We start from the raw sequence: 18405 nt of genomic DNA, 5'->3' as shown, positions 1-18405 counted from the left end.
ATCTTATTCTGGCGTACAAGAGTGCGACGCAAGTATAGCTCCAATATTGTGAATAGCGCGGTCAATAAAAGAAAAGCACTGCTTTATTAATTAAAGTATGTACAAAAAAATACCCCGCTTTTGGCGGGGCAGTTTTTGTATTTGTAGTGCAATGGTTATTGCAATGCTTTAAATTCTACTCTTCTGTTTTCAGCCCTCCCTGCGGCAGTTTTGTTATCGGCAATTGGGTTTTCTATACCATGTCCGGCAGCAGAAAGTCTGCTATCCGCAATACCTTTTTTAACCAGGTAGGCTTTGGCAGCATTGGCTCTTTTTTCAGATAAAGCCAGGTTGGTAGCGGGTTTACCTGTAATATCGGTATAACCATCAATTGAAACTTTAATTTCCGGATGCTCGTTTAAAATTGTAACTAGTTTGTCTAATTCAACTGTAGCTTTTGGTAATAAAGTAGCGCTACCTGTAGCAAACTGTACGTTTTTAGAATTAAAATTATATTGCTCTAATCTTGGGCAACCATTGTTATCGGCTGGTCCGGCAACGTTAGGGCATTTATCAGCTTCATCGTTAACACCATCATTGTCCGTATCAGGTATTGGGCAGCCGCCATATCTGGCCAAACCGGCAACCTTAGGGCATTTGTCAATTTCATCATTTATGCCATCGCCATCAGTATCAGGTATTGGGCAACCGCCATATTTGGCAAGGCCGGCAACATCGGGGCATTTATCATCTTTATCTGCAATGGCATCACCATCTTTATCCGGGCAGCCTTTTAGTGCTGGTAAGCCAGCAACTGTTGGGCATGCATCTTCTGCGTCAATTACACCATCGCCATCTGTATCAGCTGGAGCTGGTGGTGGTGGGGGGGGAGGGATAAATTTAGCCGCTTCTTTTGGCCTGCTCAATGGTATATTAACACCTGCAGAATATAACAGATGATTTGTTTGAATTTGGTTTATCTGGCCTTTGTGCTCAGCCTGAATAAGAATTAAAGCTTGATTGTCGAAAGGATTGATTTGCAAACCAAAACCCATAGGTATTTGTGCATTCCATGATTTTTTGTAGTTGTTAACACCAATACCTAAAGTGGCAAATGGGTTAATTATAGCAGTTTCCTTTAATAGTTTGGCGTGAAAAGATAAATCCAAAGATTGAAAATAATTTGCTGCTGGTGTTGGGAAAGTGGAAGGTATCTTACGTATAAAAGAACCTGTATAAGTTCCTGAAACATCCAGATTTTGGGTTAAACCTTTCCAGTAATAAACGGAGAATGCTTCGTTCATTCTTTGAGATACCCTACCCCAATCGCCACTTTTAATGGTTTGTTTGAAAGTAGTGGTTTTAATTTGCTGGGGAGTTACAAAATCATTAAATCCAAAGCTAAAGCCAAGATGTGCTGGTTTTACAGGACTTTGGGCAAAACCGATAAAGGCTGTTAAAGTAAACAGCAATAATGCTAGACTTTTTTTCATGTGCATTTGTTTTTGATTGAAAATAGAATGGCTTCTACTGAAAAAATTGTGCCAGTTAACAAGCAATGTATAAATTGGCAAAAAAAGCCATCCACAAATGTACTAAGTTATTGTGGATGGCAATAAAATTCGAAAAACTTATATGTATTAAAAACGAGTACTTTTTAGATGTCAATTGCTTCGCCATAAGCCGCAGCCGTTGCTTCTTTTAACCCTTCGCTCATAGTTGGGTGCGGGTGTATAGCATTTAATATTTCGTGTGCGGTAGTTTCTAATTTACGGGCAACCACAGCTTCAGCAATCATTTCTGTTACGTTGGTACCAATCATATGGCAGCCAAGAAATTCACCATATTTGGCATCGTAAATTACTTTTACAAAACCTTCGGTTGCACCGGCAGCACTGGCTTTGCCGCTAGCCATAAATGGAAACTTACCTACTTTAATATCATAACCTGCCTCTTTGGCGGCTTTCTCAGTCATACCTACACTGGCAATTTCAGGGGTGCAATAGGTACAGCCAGGAACATTGCTGTAGTCAATAGCTTCAGGTTGGTGGGCGGTTTTCTTTTCCAGATAACCAATATACTCTGCTGCGTTTATACCTTCTTTGCTGGCTTTATGTGCAAGGGCCTGATTAGGCGTGCAATCGCCAATGGCAAAAATGCCGGGAACGTTGGTTTGGAAATATTTATCAGTTATAACACGGCCACGATCAGTTTTAATACCGTTTTCTTCAAGACCTATGTTTTCAATATTAGCAACTACCCCAACAGCACTTAACACAATATCAGCTTCCAGTGTTACTGTACTTCCGTCTTGTTTTTTAACCAGGGCTTTTACACCTGCGCCCGCAGTATCAAGGCTTTCTACAGAAGCATTTGTAAGAATATCAATGCCTTGCTTTCTATATTGCTTTTCCAGTTCTTTAGAAATATCTTCATCTTCAACAGGTACAATGCGTGGCAGGAACTCAACTATGGTTACTTTGGTACCCATGCTGTTGTAGAAGTAGGCAAACTCGGTACCAATAGCACCACTACCTACCACTATCATGCTTTTAGGTTGTTGTGGTAATACCATTGCTTCGCGGTAGCCAATTACTTTTTTGCCGTCTTGTTTAAGATTAGGCAATTCACGTGAACGGCCACCAGTTGCGATAATGATATATTTACCTTCTACTATTTTTTTAGTTCCATCTGCAGCTGTAACTTCTACCTGGCCTTTGGCTTTTACTTTGCCATAGCCCATTACTACATCAATTTTATTTTTTTTCATCAGAAACTGAACACCTTTGCTCATTTTATCAGCAACGCCACGGCTACGTTTAACTACTGCACCAAAATCGTGTTGAATATCGTTGGCGGTAATACCATAGCTGCTGCTATGTTTCATGTATTCGTATACCTGTGCACTTTTTAACAGGGCTTTTGTGGGAATACAGCCCCAGTTAAGGCAAACACCACCCAGACTTTCTTTTTCTATGATTGCTACAGAAAGCCCTAATTGTGATGCACGAATGGCGGCAGGATAACCGCCGGGTCCGCTACCGAGTACAATAATATCGTATGCCATAGTTTGTAGATTAATTAGATTATATGAACAAAAACATATTTGAGTTTGCGAAAATACTTTCAAAATGCCAAATAGCAAAGGAATGCTTAATATGGAGACTTATACCAGCGATATTATGAGTTTATTGTTTTGAATTGTTTTTTGTTGCGTATGGTACCGGAGGCACAAGTGTGCGACGCAAGTAATGGCACATAGTAATACCAGCTTATGGCCAAAAAAAAATGTATTGGGTGTTTAATATTGTTCTTTATCGTTAGGGAAATCCTTACTTTTTACATCGGTTACATATTGCTGTACGGCGGTGGTTACCTGCTCGTGCAGGTTAAGATATTGCCTTAAAAAGCGTGGCTTAAATGTGTTATTGATGCCCAGCATATCGTGCATAACCAATACCTGCCCGTCGCAATATTTACCTGCGCCAATACCAATTGTTGGGATGGAGAGGCTTTCACTTACTTCTTTGGCCAGCTGGGCGGGAATTTTTTCCAATACAATGGCAAAGCAGCCTGCCTGTTGTAACAACAGTGCGTCTTTTTTAAGTTTGCTGGCTTCTTCCTGTTCTTTGGCACGTACATTATAAGTGCCAAATTTATAGATGCTTTGGGGGGTTAAACCAAGATGGCCCATTACGGGTACACCGGCTGATACGATACTTTTAATGCTATCGAGCACTTCTTCGCCACCTTCGAGCTTTACGGCATGTGCCCCGGTTTCTTTCATGATGCGTATTGCAGAGGCTAAAGCTATTTGTGAGTTGGATTGATAGGAACCGAAGGGTAGATCTACCACTACCAGGCACCTGTTGATGCCTCGGATTACGGAGGAAGCGTGGTAAATCATATGGTCTAAAGTAATGGGTAAGGTGGTTTCGTGACCGGCCATTACATTGCTGGCGCTATCGCCCACCAATATTACATCTATACCAGCGCCGTCTATAATATGGGCAAAAGAATAATCGTAGGCTGTAAGCATGGAGATTTTTTCCCCATTGGCTTTCATTTTGGTTAAAGTAAGTGTGGTAATTTTTTTTACTTCTTTGGTTGCAGCAGACATCTGAATATTATTTAATTGAGTTTACAATAAATTGAATATGGTTCTGCGTTAGAATAAAACATATTCAGATAGGGCGCAAGGTAAGTATTCTGTAATTTTTAGGGGCGGATAACTATTTTTTTGCTTTTTTCAGATCGAGATAGAGGCTTTGAATTAATCCATCGGCCAAACCTATTTTGGGTACATAAATGATTTCTATACCTGCCCAGCGCATTACATTTATATAGATTTGAAGGGCCGGAACCAACACATCTGCGCGGTCTTCGCGCATTTTGTATATGCGTATTCTTTCTTCGAGAGTTACACTTGAGAATTCTTTATGATAATCTTTCAGTAATTCAAGGGGTAGTGGTTTACCATCTTTCTTTTTGCTTATTGAAAATACCTTGTTGATATTACCACCCGATCCAATGGCAATTAAAGGTAGTTTGCTTTTGGTATTTGTTTTAATATGCTCCCGCATTAAATCCCAATGCTTCTCGGTTACCATACCTTTTAGCAAGCGGATGGTACCAATATTGAAAGACTCTTTATATTTAAGCTTGCCATCAGCAAAAAAAGTAAGTTCGGTACTGCCGCCGCCAACATCTATGTAAAGGTAAGAGTGCTCTTTATCCAGGTTTTCGGCAATATGGTTTTCATATACATAAGAGGCTTCATCATCGCCGCTGATAATGCTTATTTCAATGCCTGTTTCCAGTTTTACTTTTCTAATTACATCGGCATTGTTGCGGGCATCGCGCATGGCACTTGTAGCACATGCTTTTAGGTGGGTAACGCCATATACATTTAACAGGTGCCCATAGGCTTTCATGGTTTGAATAATCATGCCCAGCTTATGTTTGCTTATTTCGCCCTTCTCAAATACATCAAAACCCAGCCTTAGTGGTACACGTACCAGATTGAGTTTGTTAAATTCGGGCTTTGCATTATCCTGTTCTACTACTTCTGTAATAAGCAAACGTGCCGCATTACTGCCAATATCAATTGCTGCTAACTTCACCTGCCTTCTGCATTTTATTAAATAAGTAATGGTACGTTTCTATCTGAGACCGCACTTTCTTTTTACCTGCGGAAGGTACATAGTTATTTGATAAGGCATTATCCAATATGCGGGCCTTTACATTATCTCTTAACTGAATGTGGATAATCTCTTTTAATTCCTGCCTGATACCTTCATCAGTAATAGGTACTGCGGCTTCCACCCGATGGTCCAGATTACGTACCATCCAATCTGCCGAGGAGATGTACATTTTTTCTTTACCATTATTGTGGAATATCATTACCCTGGCATGTTCCAGATACTCATCAACAATGCTAATGGCCTGCAATCTGCCTTTAAATTTCTTTTGTTCAATCATGGCGCAAAAAATGCCTCTAACCAATAATTTTATTTCTACGCCTGCTTCTGCAGCTTCGTACAGCTTATTTATGAAGGGTATATCACTTAGCGAATTTACCTTGGCTATTATAGCAGCCGGTTTACGGGCTTTGGCATGTTTTATTTCCATATTGATATGCTGCATTAGCTTTTTTCGCATATCTGTTGGGCAAACAAGCAGGGTTTTGCAAGCTCTTAAATGAATGGCATTGTGTTTTGGATCTTCAATGTATTTAAAAATGCGGTTAATATCTGCCATGATATTGCGGTTACTGGTAAGCAGGCAATGGTCGCCATATACTTTGGCAGTTTTTTCATTTAGATTGCCAGTGCTTACAAAACCATATTGTATGGTTTTAGTGCCTATCCGTTTTTTGATAACGCATAATTTGGCATGTACTTTCATTTCTGGAATGCCCAATAATACCTTTACGCCTTCCTCCTCCAGTTTCTCTTTCCATTCCAGGTTATTTTCCTCATCAAAACGGGCCCTTAGTTCCAGCATTACCACCACTTCCTTGCCATTGCGTACGGCATTAACCAGGGCATTAATTACTTTGGAATTACTGGCCAAACGGTAAGCGGTAAGTTTTATAGTAGTAACATTTGGGTCTATGGCTGCTTCGCGTAAAAGGTCTATTACCGAGTTAAAAGACTGATAAGGAAAATGTAGCATCACATCCTGTTCCATAATAACATCCGTAACCCTTAAAGAGCGTTGTAGTGCAGGATGGGTAATAGGGGCACGGCGCGTATTTTTGCTGTTAAACACATCTGGGAAATCCATGAAATGACGGTAATTATGTATTCTTCCGCCGGGAATGATATTATCTTTTCGGGAAAGGTTTAACCTTTTCATCATGTATTCCAGCAAGCCGGCATCCATTTCCTTATCGTAAACAAACCTAACGGGTTTGCCTTTGCGCCGGTTTTTTAAACCACTCTGAATTTTTTGTACAAACGAGGTGGTAATATCATTGTCAATATCCAGTTCAGCATCTTTGGTTACTTTAAATACATGGGCACTAAAATGGTCGTAGCCAAAATAAGAAAATATATAGGGCAGGTTATATCTAATCACATCCTCCAGTAAAATAATAAAATGACCATCTTTTGAGGCAGGTAATTGTACAAACCGGCCAACAATTCTGCTCGGTATTTCAATTAATGCATATTTACGATCGTAGGCTGATTCTTTTTTATGCATTACCACACCCAGATAAATACTTTTTTCCCGCAAATAAGGTAGTTGCTGCAGGCTTTCTATCATTAGCGGAATAATATTGGAACGTACCTCTTCATCAAAGAATTTTTTTACATAGGCTTTTTGCTCTTTGTTCAGGTGTTTCTCGTCTATTAAAAAAATCTTTTCCTTTTTTAGTTCCTGTAAAATGCCTTCCCAAATACGGGTAAACTCACTCTGTTGCTGCAATACAATGGATTGTATCTGGTCTAAAATCTGTTGTGGTTTTTCTTCCAGGTGCATATTGCCTTTCTTGCCGCCCAATTCAATCATTCGACGCAGTGTGGCAACCCTTACCCTAAAAAACTCATCCATATTATTGCTAAAAATGCCTAAAAAACGAATTCTTTCTTTAAGTGGTACAGTGGCATCATTGGCTTCCTGTAAAACACGCCCATTAAAACTTAGCCAGCTAATATCTCGCGGAATAAGGTTCTTCATCATAAGTTGTAACAATCTGTTTTATCAAAAATACACCAGCAAAAGATGCGTTCATGTTAAGTTTAAAGGTATTGCAATAAAGCTGGTTTTTGGTACCCGGCTATAAGATAGCTATGAGGCTTTACTTGCGTCGCACACTGCAGGGTTTGACACTTTGCCCAGCCAATTTATACTTGTTATTGGATGGAATAAGGGCCTGGTAAAACTATCTACAAAATATTATTTGAACTGCTTTTTGCTGCCACCTATTCCTTGCGTACAAGAGTGCGACGCAAGCGGTGCTGCATATGTTTATACAGCCGGGTTAATAAAAAGTATTTATAAATGCTGTATTTTTTGAATAATGCCGGTTGTAGAAACGCCCTGAATAATGGGGTTTATAACCACCCTGCCGCCATTGGCAATTACTTCTTTTGACCCAACAATTTGGTCAAGTGTGTAATCGCCGCCCTTTACCAATACATCGGGCTGCAAATGGTTGATGAGTTCCAGCGGGGTATCTTCGTTAAAAATAATTACGGCATCTACCACCAGCAAGGAAGCTAAAATCAACGACCTGGTTTGTTCGTTGTTAACTGGCCGGCCTGGGCCTTTTAGTTTTTGTACACTGGCATCGGCATTTACGCCTACAATTAATATATCGGCTTCTTTAGCAGCCTGCGATAGGGAGAATATATGGCCTTCGTGTAAAATATCAAAGCAGCCATTTGTAAAGGCAATGGTTTTGCCGGTAACCCTTGCTGCCGCTACAAAATGCTGTGCTGCCGAAAGGCTAAGTATTTTTTGCTGTATGATGTTTGTGTTGCGCATGGGCTTTGGTTTTACTATTTAATGCTATAAAAGCAATAATACCAAATGTAATTGTAAATAAGAATTGTACCATCCAAAGCAGCCAGCCAAAAGCCAAACCAATATTTTTGGTAATACTATATAATACCAGTGTTTTTTGAATAGCATATGGGTAAGCACCCAAACCACCTGGCGCAATAATAATACCCAGCGTGCCTGAAACCAATAATACCATAGCAGTACCTATGGATAAATGGGCGGTTTCAGTAAATGCAAAACAGCCCAGCCAGGTAGCCAGAATATATACCACCCATAACAAAACGGTTTGAATTATAAACAGTGGCTTATTAGGTACATGTTTTATGCTGGCCAGACCTTCTGCAATACCCCGGAAAATTTTAAAAAGAAAAAATTGCTTTTTGGAATACCGCTTTTTTAAAAAGCGATAAGCAGCAATTAGTAGCATAAAAATGCATAAATAACCCAATATAACAAGTGGACTACTATTGTTTTGCCATTTAAGTGCAACACCCTGGAATATTTCTATGGCATATGCATGTATTTGTGTGTACTCAATAAAAAAAACAATTATTGCCAAAATTGCAAAACATAACAGGTCTAAACTTCTTTCTATAATTACGGTACCCACTAATTGGGCAACTGTTACCGGGTGTTTTTTTGCAATAACGGTGCAGCGTAGCAGTTCTCCCGCCCTTGGTATAAACTGGTTGGCTGCATAGCCCAGCATAAGGCCAAACAGTAAATCTTTAAAAGGTGGTTTAGCGCCTAAAGGTGCTATTATTTGTTGCCAACGACCGGCCCTAAGGCAATTACTAATAAATAATAGTATTATTACCGGAATAACATATATATAGTTGGCATTGGTAAAAGCCAGTTGTATATCAGCTTTATCTTGTGCCGTTAACTCATGAATAGACCACCAGATAATAAAAGCGGCCAGCCCAAAAGCAAAAAGTATTTGCAACGTTTTTATAAGGATGGTCTTCATACATAAGTTAATAAACCGAATGAGCTAACAATGTGATATCTAATACAATTAAAGCTTATTGCCAGTTTTAGGGAAAACCAATGAAGGTTTAAATGTTTTGGCTTCTTCAAAATCCATAATGGCATAGGAAATTATCACCACAACATCTCCTACAGCACCTTTACGGGCAGCCGGGCCGTTTAGGCAAACGGTGCCGCTGCCTCTTTTACCTTTAATTAAATAAGTTTCCAGCCTGCTGCCATTATTTACATTTACAACCTGCACTTTTTCATTTTCAATAAAATTAGCGGCGTCCATCAGGTCTTCATCTAATGTTAAGCTGCCTACATAATGCAGGTTTGCTTCGGTAATGGTGGCACGGTGCACTTTAGATTTAAGTATTTCTATTTGCATAATGATGTAAAATTAATTAAGCCTGCGAAGTAGCATTGTAAATATTAGTTAACTAACATATTGTCTATTAGCCTAACATTCTCAAGGAAAGCAGCGGCAAGTATTACGGTTGGAATGTTAGTTTCGTAATTGTTTATTTCGTTCAGCGTTGTGGCATGGCATATGGATATATAATCAATTTTATCAAAACCTGCCTCCAATAAACTACTTATCGCATTCGACTTTAACGTGTTGATTGGCAGGGTAGTAAGATTTTTTTTGATATAGGTTAGTGCGTTAAAAATAGCAACGGCTTTTTCTAAACCATTTGCCGATAACCTTAAATTACGGCTACTTAATGCAAGTCCGTTCGCGGCTCTTTCTGTTGGAGTAATATGTAAAACCAGTGGCAGGTGGAATTCCTTTATTAACCATTGTACTACCATACATTGCTGGTAATCTTTCTGGCCCATATAAAGGTGATGTGGTTTAACAATTTCCAATAAACGATGTACTACCCGGCAAACGCCCTGAAAATGCCCGGGGCGATAAAAACCTTCAAGTAGAGTATCAAGTTTGCCTAAATTATAATGTAAGTTGGTTTCAAAACCGTTTGGGTAAATCTCTTCTACTGTTGGTAAAAACAAAATAGTGGTACCAGCCTGCTCTAACTTATAAATATCAGCTTCTAAAGTTTTTGGATATTTTTCATAATCTTTTTGATCGTTAAACTGAGCCGGGTTAACAAAAATACTAACCACCGTACAGGTATTTTGGTGGATACTTTCACTTACCAGACGCAGATGGCCTGAATGTAAAGCCCCCATTGTAGGCACAAATCCGATGCTTTTTTCACCTGAAAGGTAAGAAAGCAGAATTTTTTGCAGGGCAGCGATTTCTTTAATAATAATCATAGTGGCCGGTTGAAAATTAGGTTTAACGTATCTTCTGTGTCATTTAAAAGCAATTATGTAACTTTGCCGACTGTTTTAAAGTTTCAAGACAAATTACGGTTACGAATGTCAACAAAAAAAAGAATTTTATTTATTGCCACGGAGATGTCGCCCTATCTGGAGCTGACGGAATTTGCAGAAGTGGTGAACAAACTTGCAATAAAAAGCAACGACACAGGCCTGGAAGTAAGGTGTATTATGCCAAGATTTGGTATAATCAACGAGCGCAGGCACCGTTTGCACGAGGTTGTAAGATTATCGGGCATTAATGTTTCTGTGGATAATGATGACTACCCTTTGCAAATTAAGGTTGCATCTTTACCCAATGCCAGGTTACAGGTGTACTTTCTTGATAATGAAGATTTTTTTAAAAGGAAGTATATTTTTAACGATGAACAGGAGAAATGGTACGATGATAATGATTTGAGAACTATTTTCTTTTGTAAAGGCGCTTTAGAAACTGTTAAAAAGTTTGGATGGCCTCCTGATATTATTCATTGCAGTGGTTGGATGACCAGCCTGGTGCCATTGTATGTAAAAACTGCCTACAAACGTGAACCAGTATTTAGCCACAGCAAAATAATTTATACTATTGGTGAGAATACTTTCGAAGAAAACTTAGGTGATTCTTTTGTAGAAAGGGCTGGTATTCATACAAGTATAAAGGAAAAGGATCTGGAGCCATTTAAAGAAGCTTCCAATACTGCCATGTTCAGGGGAGGTGCTGCTTATGCAGATGCCATTACCTTTGGATCTGACAAAGTAGAGAAAAAACTGGTAACTGAATTTGCCAAAGTGAAAGGTAAAAAAGTATTACCCTTTACCGGGTGGGATACTGATTTAACAGAGTATTTAGATTTGTATAACGAGCTTGCGGCGAAGTAATTTACCTAATGAATTTATCTTTTGTGAAGAAACAGTTTGCTTTTATTTTTCTTAGTTTAGCCATACTTATAACGGCCTGTACAAAGATTATCACTACCGATATTGGTGGCGGCTTAATACCCCCCATTGATGGTGTGAATACAAAAGAAATGTACCTGGATGTGAATGCCAAAAGTCAGGCTGATACTATTACCAGGGTTACCAGAAATGATATACATATATTAGGTTATTTGAACGATCCCCTCTTTGGTAATACTACCGCTTCAATAAATGTTCAATTAAAACCAGCCAGCTTTCCATTTGTATTACCCGTAAAAAAGGATAGTATTTTTGTAGATTCAGTAGTATTGGTGCTTAATTACAAAGGCGCTTATGGCGATACTTCAAAAGATTTAAAATTAAGGGTATACAAAATATCCAACGAAGATCCGGCCGCTAATCTTAGCGCTGATTCGGCATATACTTCAAATTATTTTGTTCCCCGATTAAACGAATTAACCGAAAATGGCGCAGCTTCTACTGTTTCCATTAGCAAATTAGGCGTAGCAGATTCCACAAAAGTGTCCAAAGAGTCTATTGCTAATCAGGTAAGGGTACGTTTAAGCCCTTCTTACGGTGAGGAACTTTTGTTTAACTACGATTCAAGCAATGCATATAAAAATGATTCTTTGTTTGATAGTTATATAAAAGGCTTTCAAATTGTGCCCGAACAAACTGGTAACTCATTAATGCGCATTGCCTTAACAAGCGTAAGCAACAGTGCCGATACCAATACAAAACTGGCTATCTATTTTCATTATAAGGATAAGGATTCTGCCAATAAAATGGATACCACGGTGCGCATTTTTAAGTGTAATAGCTTAACCAGTGCCAGCACCAATTATATTGTACACCAGCGCAGTTCTGAAATTTTAAACCATTTGGCTTCCCCTGCTCAGAATGCAGATTTGGTATATGTAGATGCTAATCCGGGTATTTATGCACGTATCAGTATTCCAGGTATAAAACTGGATACCATGACCAATAAAGTAATACATCGTGCCGAGTTGATTATGGAGCAGGTGCCGAGTGATAATATTGATTCTTTCTTTACTGCCCCTAATATTATATTGGCTCCTATTGATACAGTAAGCGGCGTAATGAAAAGATTTGCTATGCCAAATGATATTCAGTTTTCTAATGGTGCCGTGGCTAACCTGTTTACATTTGGTAGCTATCCTTACAAAACATTGGATACACTTTCGGGTAAATTGGTATGGGCTTATAGCTTTGATATGTCCAGATATATCCAGGGCATTATTACCAGAGGCGAAACCGCTAAGTATGATTTTGACCTCTATGCACCAAGTTATGGTTTGTTATTATATGGTCCTGCACTTACCACGTTTGGTCAGGTGGGTACTGCTGCTAGTCCTTTAAATTATATGTCAAGTGGTAGGGTGCGTTTGGGCGGGGGTAATAACCCGGTAAACCAGCGCAAAATGCGTTTGCACATTGTATACTCCGATATAAAATAGACAACTACAGGTAATAAATAATACACCACCGGCCAATACCGGTGGTTTTTTTATGTACCTGGCTGTGGCAGGTTTGGTCAACACCGCTTGCGTCGCACACTTGTACTTCCGGTACTTTAAGCGGCAAAGAAGCATTGGAAATAAAGCATATATTTTTATGATAATTTATTGCTGCAACAGTTATACAGCACAAGAGTGCGACGCAAGCGGTGCATCATGTATATTCCTGTGCCTGGTACATAAAATAAAAGCTTATCATAAAGCCTGTTTATAAAAACTTTCATACCCTTATCTTTGCAACCTGAAAAAAAATAATTATGCCTTATTTATTTACATCTGAAAGTGTATCTGAAGGACATCCGGATAAAGTGGCTGACCAAATATCTGATGCGCTGATTGATAATTTTTTAGCGTTCGACCCAACCAGTAAAGTAGCCTGCGAAACATTGGTAACTACCGGTCAGGTGGTTTTAGCCGGTGAGGTTAAAAGCAAGGCCTACCTGGATGTACAGGAAATTGCACGTGGTGTTATACGCAAGATTGGCTATACCAAAAGCGAGTATATGTTTGAAGCCAATAGTTGTGGTATTATATCTGCCATACACGAGCAATCGCAGGATATAAATCAGGGCGTTGATAAGAAAAAGAAAGAAGAACAGGGTGCCGGAGATCAGGGTATGATGTTTGGCTATGCCACCAACGAAACCGCCGATTATATGCCTTTGGCATTAGACCTTGCCCATAAAATTTTGTTTGAACTGGCAGTATTGCGCAGGGAAAACAACGAAATAAAATATTTGCGTCCCGATGCTAAAAGCCAGGTTACCCTGGAATACGATGATAATAACAAACCTGTGCGCATAGATACCATAGTTGTATCTACCCAGCACGATGATTTTGATACCGAAGAAAGAATGCAAAAGAAAATTGCAAAGGATATTAAAACCATACTAATTCCAAGAGTACAGGCTAAATATGCCAAGTACACACACTTCTTCAATAATAAAATTAAATACCATATTAACCCAACGGGCAAGTTTGTAATTGGCGGCCCCCATGGCGATACCGGTTTAACTGGTCGTAAAATTATTGTAGATACTTATGGTGGTAAGGGTGCGCATGGTGGCGGTGCATTTAGTGGTAAAGATCCCAGCAAAGTAGACCGCAGCGCTGCGTATGCTACCAGGCATATAGCTAAAAATTTGGTTGCTGCCGGCGTGGCAGATGAGGTGCTGGTGCAGGTTTCTTATGCTATTGGCGTAGCACAACCAACCAGTATTAATGTAAAAACCTTTGGTACTGCCAAAGTAAGTTTAACCGATGGTAAAATTGGTAAAATTGTAGAAAGCATATTTGATATGCGCCCTTATTTTATTGAACAACGTTTAAAACTGCGTAACCCCATTTATAGCGAAACTGCAGCTTATGGCCATATGGGCCGCAAGCCAGAAGTAGTGGTAAAAGAATTCAAATCTCCAGAAGGTAAAATACTTAAAAAGAAAGTTGAACTATTTACCTGGGAAAAGCTGGATTATGTAAGTAAAGTAAAAGCCGCTTTTGGATTAAAATAAATTAGCCAACCAATGGTAAAACCCTTCCCATTTGAGGAAGGGTTTTTTATTTACTGGTAATACCAGCCGTAATAGTAAAAATTCCCTTTTTGGCAAATGCCTTTGTGCAGGGTATGGCTTAACATAGTAATTTTATCCTTGTTTATGCATACCATAGAACCATACTTTAACTGGCGCCATTTATATATGGCTGAAGAAGATATTCAATCGCCCTTTTATGGGCGTAGCTATAGCGAATTTGAGTTTTCTCAAACCGTATACAATTATTATATACACCCGCAATGGGACGAATTTGGTAGCCGTACCCTATACCTGAAAATATTGTTTGTAGATTATGAACTGCATTATGCCATTATAGAAATGATAGGAGAATGGAATGATGCCATCGAAAATGATATTATGACCCTAAAGCGGGATATAATAGACAAACTGGAAAATACCCATATCAGCAAGTTTATACTAATTACCGAAAACGTATTAAATTTCCATAGCGGCGATAAAGATTATTACGAAGAATGGTACGAAGAAGTTGCAGATGAAGACGGATGGATTGTTTCTTTAAACATGCCCCAATCTACCCAATACGATTTTAAAAAGCGTAAACTCAACTATTTTATTGAATTAATGGAAATAGAAAACTGGCGTATTTATAAACCAGAGCACTTGTTTCAAAAAATAGATAAAGAAATTACTGCACGTTTGCAATAATTAACCACCAGTATCATTGGCCCGGCGGCAGAATAATTATTTTGCTTTACTTGCGTCGCACTCTTGTACAATAACCTATTTGGCAGCTTTTTAATGCCAAAATAATAAACAGGCTTTTGTAAACACGCCGAAATTTTATTTGTTAACCTATTTTTAAATAGAATACTTCCTCTAAAACTTTGTTATTGTTTAAATAAGACACACATTTGTAATGGCTTAATATTTTAATGTGTAATTTTTACACGAAAACGTTTGCTAAAACATAAATTGCCAAGTATGAAAAAATATCTGATCCTGCCATTGTTGTGCTTTGTGATGGTTGCAAAAGCCCAACTACTTACCTGGACGCCCGATTTTATTAAAGAGGCATCTACTCCCATAACAATTACGGTAGACGCCAATAAAGGTAATTTAGGTTTAAAAGGCTATACCCCAACAACAGATGTCTATGTACATATTGGAGTAATTACCAATAAAAGCGCTAGCAGCACAGATTGGAAGTATTCAAAATTTACCTGGGCAACCACCAATGTACAGGCACAATGTACTTACCTGGGTAGCAATAAATGGAAATACACCATCACCGGCGGATTAAGAACCTATTTTAATATAACCGATGGTGCCGAAACCATAAAGAAAATAGCCATACTTTTTAGAAATGGGGCAGGCTCTAAGGTGCAACGCAATGCAGATGCCAGCGACATGTACATCCCGGTGTACGATAATGGCGTTTATGCAAGGTTAGATACTCCATTAAGGCAACCCACCTATGTTCCAATTCCTGAACCAATTAATAAAAGCCTCGGCGACCCACTTACCATTTCTGCAAAATCAAGTATTGCCGGTACCTTGAAACTATATCTTAATGGTACTGAGCTGGCTAGTTCAGCTACAACTTCCGTTTCAGCTAGCACGTCAATTGGGGTTTCAGGAGATCAGACTGTTGTGGCAGAAATTACCAGTGGCATAACTGTACATAGAGATACCATCAAATTTGTGGTAGCTTCTCCTGCAATTGCCGCCTTGCCTGCAGGGGCAAAAGATGGAATAAACTACGAGCCGGGAGATACCTCTGCAATACTGGTATTGTATGCGCCATTAAAAAATAATGTTTTTGTATTGGGCGATTTTAATAACTGGACTCAATCAGCTCCCTATTTAATGAACGTAACCCCCGATTTTAACAGGTATTGGATAAGAATCACACATCTAACACCTGGAACAGAATATGCGTACCAGTACTTGATAGACAATGCCATAAAAGTAGCCGACTATAATACCGAAAAAGTGCTCGACCCCAATAACGATCAGTATATTTCAACGGCAACTTACCCCAACCTTAAAGCTTACCCAACAGGCAAAACAACTGGCATTGTAAGTATTTTGCAAACCGCCAAACCAGGTTTTAACTGGCAGGTTACTAATTTCACCAGACCTGATAAAAGAAACCTGATTATTTATGAGTTATTGGTAAGGGATTTTGTGGCTGCCCAAAACTGGCAAACCATAAAAGACACTTTAAGCTATTTAAAAAGACTAGGGATCAACGCCATAGAAGTAATGCCATTTAATGAATTTGAAGGTAATAATAGCTGGGGCTATAATCCCAGTTTCTATTTTGCACCAGATAAAGCTTATGGTACCGAAACAGCCTTAAAAGAGTTTATTGATGAGTGTCATAAACAGGGAATAGCCGTAATAATGGATATGGTATTTAACCACTCTTTTGGCCAAAGTCCCATGGTTCAAATGTATTGGGATGGAACCAACAACCGCCCGGCAGCCAATAGCCCATGGTTTAATCCTGTGGCAAAGCATGCCTACAATGTTGGCTACGATATTAATCACGAAAGTGCTGCTACCAGCGATTTTGTAAACAGGGTTATAGCACATTGGTTAAATAACTATAAAATTGATGGGTTTCGCTGGGATCTGTCAAAAGGATTTACACAAAAACAAACTTGTGATAATAATGGGGCTAATTGTAATGAAGGCAATTTTGCCGCCTATGATGCTACTCGCGTAGCTATCTGGAATAAATACTACGGCTATATGCAAACTGCATCCAGCGGTACTTATTGTATTTTGGAGCATTTTGCCGATAATACCGAGGAAAAAGAACTGGCAGATAATGGTATGTTGTTATGGGGCAATAGCAACTATAATTTTATGGAAGCTACCATGGGCTATGTGCCAACTTCAGATTTTAGCTATAATATTTATAATAGTGCAGGCAGGGGTTGGACACAGCCCAATCTAGTCATGTATCCCGAAAGTCATGATGAAGAAAGGATGATGTATAAAAACGAAACCTATGGTAATACTTCCAATGGTTCCTATAATACAAAATCCGTTGCCGTAGGCACTAAACGTGTAGGTATGGCGGCGGCATTCTGGAGTATGATTCCAGGCCCTAAAATGATTTGGGAGTTTGGAGAACTGGGTTATGATTACTCAAGATGTTATTTATCTAATAATGGAGAAGGGGGCAATTGCAATACCAAAACCGATCCCAAACCAATTAAGTGGGATTATTACCAAAACGCCGACCGAAAGGCATTGTACAATGTGTATTCCAATCTGGTAAAATTGCGTACCACTTCGCAATATATCAATACGTTTACTACTGGTACCATGAATTATGCCCTTTCCTCCAGCATTAAATGGTTTAGCACCTCTTCGTCAGATCTTAGGGTAATGGTAGTGGGTAATTTTGATGTTACAGCTAAAACAGCTACGGTTACATTCCCGCAAACAGGTACCTGGTATAATTATTTGGGTACAGGAACAATAAATGTGCCTACCGTGGCCTATTCCATTACTTTACAACCGGGAGAGTATTATGTATATACCGACCGAGATGTTAAGCCCGTAGTATTGCCTGTAACTTTGTTAAGCTTTACAGCTAATAAAGCCAGTGGTACAACCGTATTGGTAAAATGGAGCACCACCAACGAGTTTGATAATAAATACTTTGAAGTACAACGCAGTGCAGATGGAGTTTCTTTTAACACCATTGGTTCAGTTAATGCTTCAATAACATCGGCACCCGTAAAAAATTATCAGTTTACTGATATTACACCTTTATCAGGCGCTGTATACTATCGCTTAAAACAGGTAGATAATAATGGCAAGGAGCACTATTCTGCAACTGTAAAAATAAATTTCGATGATAAGGCAGTTATATGGCAGGTATACCCTAATCCGGCACATAATAGTGCTGCCATAATTTCTCAGGCAAACCTCACAAAAGTGCAGGTTAAACTTGCCGATATTACCGGCAAAACAATATACCGTAGTGCAATAATAAATGCTATTAATGCAGGGCAAAAAATTGAAATTCCGGTTTCGGCCTTACCTCCAGGCGTTTATTTTATAACGCTTTCTTCGCAGGAAAATACAGTTACACAGAAACTTGTAATGCAATAAAATATTTA

The 18405-nt window shown here is 39.0% G+C and carries 14 protein-coding genes; 5 read left to right on the top strand and 9 right to left on the bottom strand.

Annotation, left to right across the window (positions count from 1 at the left end; all coding sequences use genetic code 11):
* Positions 1 to 155 precede the first annotated feature (155 nt).
* The 9 genes from GD597_RS20620 to panC all read right to left on the bottom strand — a co-directional run bounded on the left by GD597_RS20620 (position 156) and on the right by panC (position 10248).
* Positions 156 to 1472 carry an OmpA family protein gene (locus GD597_RS20620; RefSeq protein ID WP_171609805.1) on the bottom strand — a complete coding sequence of 439 codons (1317 nt, stop codon included), beginning with the start codon at positions 1470 to 1472 and terminating at the stop codon, positions 156 to 158.
* Between the two features lie 164 nt (positions 1473 to 1636).
* Positions 1637 to 3046 carry a dihydrolipoyl dehydrogenase gene (lpdA, locus tag GD597_RS20615; RefSeq protein WP_171609804.1) on the bottom strand — a complete coding sequence of 470 codons (1410 nt, stop codon included), beginning with the start codon at positions 3044 to 3046 and terminating at the stop codon, positions 1637 to 1639.
* A gap of 234 nt (positions 3047 to 3280) precedes the next feature.
* A complete protein-coding gene (gene panB / locus GD597_RS20610) occupies positions 3281 to 4099 on the bottom strand; it encodes a 3-methyl-2-oxobutanoate hydroxymethyltransferase (protein ID WP_171609803.1) in 819 nt (272 codons plus the stop codon).
* Positions 4100 to 4211: 112 nt separating this feature from the next.
* Positions 4212 to 5102, bottom strand: a complete 891-nt coding sequence (locus GD597_RS20605; RefSeq protein ID WP_171609802.1) for a Ppx/GppA phosphatase family protein — start codon at positions 5100 to 5102, stop codon at positions 4212 to 4214.
* Complete coding sequence (ppk1, locus tag GD597_RS20600) at positions 5083 to 7167, bottom strand: polyphosphate kinase 1 (RefSeq protein WP_235954381.1); 2085 nt, start codon at positions 7165 to 7167, stop codon at positions 5083 to 5085. Before ppk1 ends, GD597_RS20605 begins: the two co-directional genes overlap by 20 nt.
* A 315-nt stretch (positions 7168 to 7482) precedes the next feature.
* Entirely contained in the window at positions 7483 to 7974 is a 492-nt protein-coding gene (gene rfaE2, locus GD597_RS20595) for a D-glycero-beta-D-manno-heptose 1-phosphate adenylyltransferase (protein ID WP_171609801.1), read from the bottom strand.
* A complete protein-coding gene (locus GD597_RS20590; RefSeq protein ID WP_171609800.1) occupies positions 7937 to 8962 on the bottom strand; it encodes a lysylphosphatidylglycerol synthase transmembrane domain-containing protein in 1026 nt (341 codons plus the stop codon). The genes rfaE2 and GD597_RS20590 overlap by 38 nt, the downstream gene beginning before the upstream one ends.
* A gap of 48 nt (positions 8963 to 9010) precedes the next feature.
* Positions 9011 to 9355: an aspartate 1-decarboxylase gene (gene panD / locus GD597_RS20585; protein WP_171609799.1), complete on the bottom strand. Its 345-nt coding sequence runs from the start codon at positions 9353 to 9355 to the stop codon at positions 9011 to 9013.
* A gap of 44 nt (positions 9356 to 9399) precedes the next feature.
* Positions 9400 to 10248, bottom strand: coding sequence for a pantoate--beta-alanine ligase (gene panC, locus GD597_RS20580; RefSeq protein ID WP_171609798.1), 849 nt, complete (start codon positions 10246 to 10248; stop codon positions 9400 to 9402).
* Between the two features lie 105 nt (positions 10249 to 10353).
* On the opposite strand from panC, the gene GD597_RS20575 reads away from it, so the two are divergent.
* From GD597_RS20575 to GD597_RS20555, 5 genes are all read left to right on the top strand, one after another.
* Positions 10354 to 11172, top strand: coding sequence for a glycogen/starch synthase (locus tag GD597_RS20575; RefSeq protein WP_171609797.1), 819 nt, complete (start codon positions 10354 to 10356; stop codon positions 11170 to 11172).
* Between the two features lie 8 nt (positions 11173 to 11180).
* Positions 11181 to 12689: a DUF4270 family protein gene (locus GD597_RS20570; protein WP_171609796.1), complete on the top strand. Its 1509-nt coding sequence runs from the start codon at positions 11181 to 11183 to the stop codon at positions 12687 to 12689.
* Positions 12690 to 13006: 317 nt separating this feature from the next.
* The gene (gene metK / locus GD597_RS20565) at positions 13007 to 14260 is read left to right on the top strand and encodes a methionine adenosyltransferase (RefSeq protein ID WP_171609795.1); all 1254 of its coding nucleotides are present in this window, start codon (positions 13007 to 13009) and stop codon (positions 14258 to 14260) included.
* Positions 14261 to 14404: 144 nt separating this feature from the next.
* Complete coding sequence (locus GD597_RS20560) at positions 14405 to 14968, top strand: hypothetical protein (protein ID WP_171609794.1); 564 nt, start codon at positions 14405 to 14407, stop codon at positions 14966 to 14968.
* A 276-nt stretch (positions 14969 to 15244) separates the two neighbouring features.
* A complete protein-coding gene (locus GD597_RS20555; protein ID WP_171609793.1) occupies positions 15245 to 18397 on the top strand; it encodes an alpha-amylase family glycosyl hydrolase in 3153 nt (1050 codons plus the stop codon).
* Positions 18398 to 18405 lie beyond the last annotated feature (8 nt).

The sequence above is a fragment of the Limnovirga soli genome, assembly GCF_013106755.1.
Classification (GTDB): domain Bacteria; phylum Bacteroidota; class Bacteroidia; order Chitinophagales; family Chitinophagaceae; genus Limnovirga; species Limnovirga soli.
Note: the sequence above shows the minus strand (reverse complement) of the source record. Positions and strands in the feature narration are given on the sequence as shown.